The sequence below is a fragment of the Kitasatospora sp. NPDC093558 genome (assembly GCF_040683475.1).
In the GTDB taxonomy this organism is placed as follows: Bacteria; Actinomycetota; Actinomycetes; order Streptomycetales; family Streptomycetaceae; genus Kitasatospora.
In genome coordinates, this window is sequence record NZ_JBFBDY010001076.1 from 1 (window position 1) to 1,599 (window position 1,599).

Here is a 1,599-nt window from a genome sequence, read left to right on the forward strand (position 1 = left end):
ACGGGCACCACCTGTCGGTGGACGACATGCTGGCGCGGATCGCGGCGGTGACCCTGGACGACGTGCAGGCCGTCGCCCGTGATGTGCTGGGCGCGCACCGGCCAGCAGGCGGGACTCCGGATCGTCGAGGTCGTCCCCAACGCCCCCGCCGCCCGGGCCGGCCTGCGCCAGGGCGACCTCCTCCTGACCGCCGGCGGCGCACCGATGAGCACCGCCCAGTCCCTTCAGCAGCTCATGCTCGCCGACGCCATCGGCCACCCCCTCGCCCTCACCGTCCTGCGCGGCGACGCCCTGGTCGACGTCATCGCCACGCCCACCGAACTCCATGCGGACGACTGACATCCACAAGAGCGTCCGACCGGCCGCCCGGCCCACCGGCGCGGGTCTTTGACGATCCGTCACCACCGGTGCTGGGGTGGGCCCATGGAACCCATCGAACGCATCCGGCAGGCGATCACCCACGAGCGTGAGGAGTGGCACGCCTGGCTCACGGGACTGCGGGCCGGCCGGGCGCCCGCGCCGCAGGGCCGGATCCGGCACGTCTTCGTCCTCGTCCTGGAGAACCGCTCCTTCGACCACATGCTGGGGGTGTCGACGGGCACCGTGACCGACGGCGTCCTGCGGCACGGCACCGGCACGGACGCGGTGACCGGCGCACCGACCACCGTCGACGGCCCCGACACCGGCGCGGTCAACCGCCACGCGGGCACGGACTACCCCGTCCGGATCGGCGCGCCCTTCGCCCTGCCCGTCGACCCGCCGCACGAGTTCTGCGACGTCCAGCTCCAGCTCGCCGGGACCGCCATCACCGGCCGCCCGCACGACGACCGGTGCGCCTACGACGGCACCTACCCGCCGATCACCCTCGGCGGCTTCGTCGACAACTACGTCAACGAGGCGACGGTGAAGCAGGACGCCGAGGGCCTCGCCGACCCCGGCACCGTCCTGGCCTGCTTCACGGCCGAGCAGCTGCCCGTCCTCAGCACCCTGGCCCGCGAGTTCGCCGTCTGCGACCGCTGGTTCTCCGCCCTGCCGGGGCCGACCTGGCCCAACCGCTTCTTCCTGCACGCGGCGAGCTCCGCCGGCCTCGACCACAGCCCGGGCCCGGTCGACACCGTCCGCTCGCGCCTGAGCGGCTACACGTTCGAGCACGGGACGGTCTACGAGGCGCTGGAGGACAAGGGCCTGCCCTGGCGCGTCTACGCCGGCGACGCGCTCCCCCAGGTCAGCGCGCTCGCCGGGATGGACCTGGCCACGACGGTCGAGCACTTCCACCACCTCGACGACCTCGCCGAGCACCTTCAGGACCCCGCGTACCCGGCCGCCTACACCTTCATCGAGCCCGACTACGGGCACGTCCTCACCCACGGCGGCGACTTCCGCTGCGGCAACAGCCAGCACCCGCTGGGCGACGTGACCGACGGCGAGGCGCTGATCAAGCAGGTCTACGAGGCGCTGCGGCAGTCCCCGCTCTGGGAGTCCAGCCTGCTCGTCATCACGTACGACGAGCACGGCGGGTTCTACGACCACGTGCCGCCGCCCGCCGCCGTCCCGCCGGGCGACCGCACCGACCCGGAGCACAGCGCCCACGGCTTCCGC

General features: G+C 73.4%; 2 protein-coding genes. Both read left to right on the forward strand.

Going from position 1 to position 1,599, the window contains the following annotated elements; translation table 11 throughout:
• Positions 1-81: 81 nt before the first annotated feature.
• The gene (locus tag AB0O00_RS38610) at positions 82-339 is read left to right on the forward strand and encodes a PDZ domain-containing protein (protein ID WP_363659350.1); all 258 of its coding nucleotides are present in this window, start codon (positions 82-84) and stop codon (positions 337-339) included.
• An 84-nt stretch (positions 340-423) separates the two neighbouring features.
• Positions 424-1,599, forward strand: a 1,176-nt coding sequence (locus AB0O00_RS38615) for an alkaline phosphatase family protein (protein ID WP_363659349.1), incomplete at its 3' end; no start/stop codon positions are given.

Excerpts from the sequence above, each read along its gene's own strand:
- AB0O00_RS38610 (WP_363659350.1), top strand. The coding sequence starts at position 82 with ATGTGCTGGGCGCGCACCGGCCAGCAGGCGGGACTCCGGATCGTCGAG.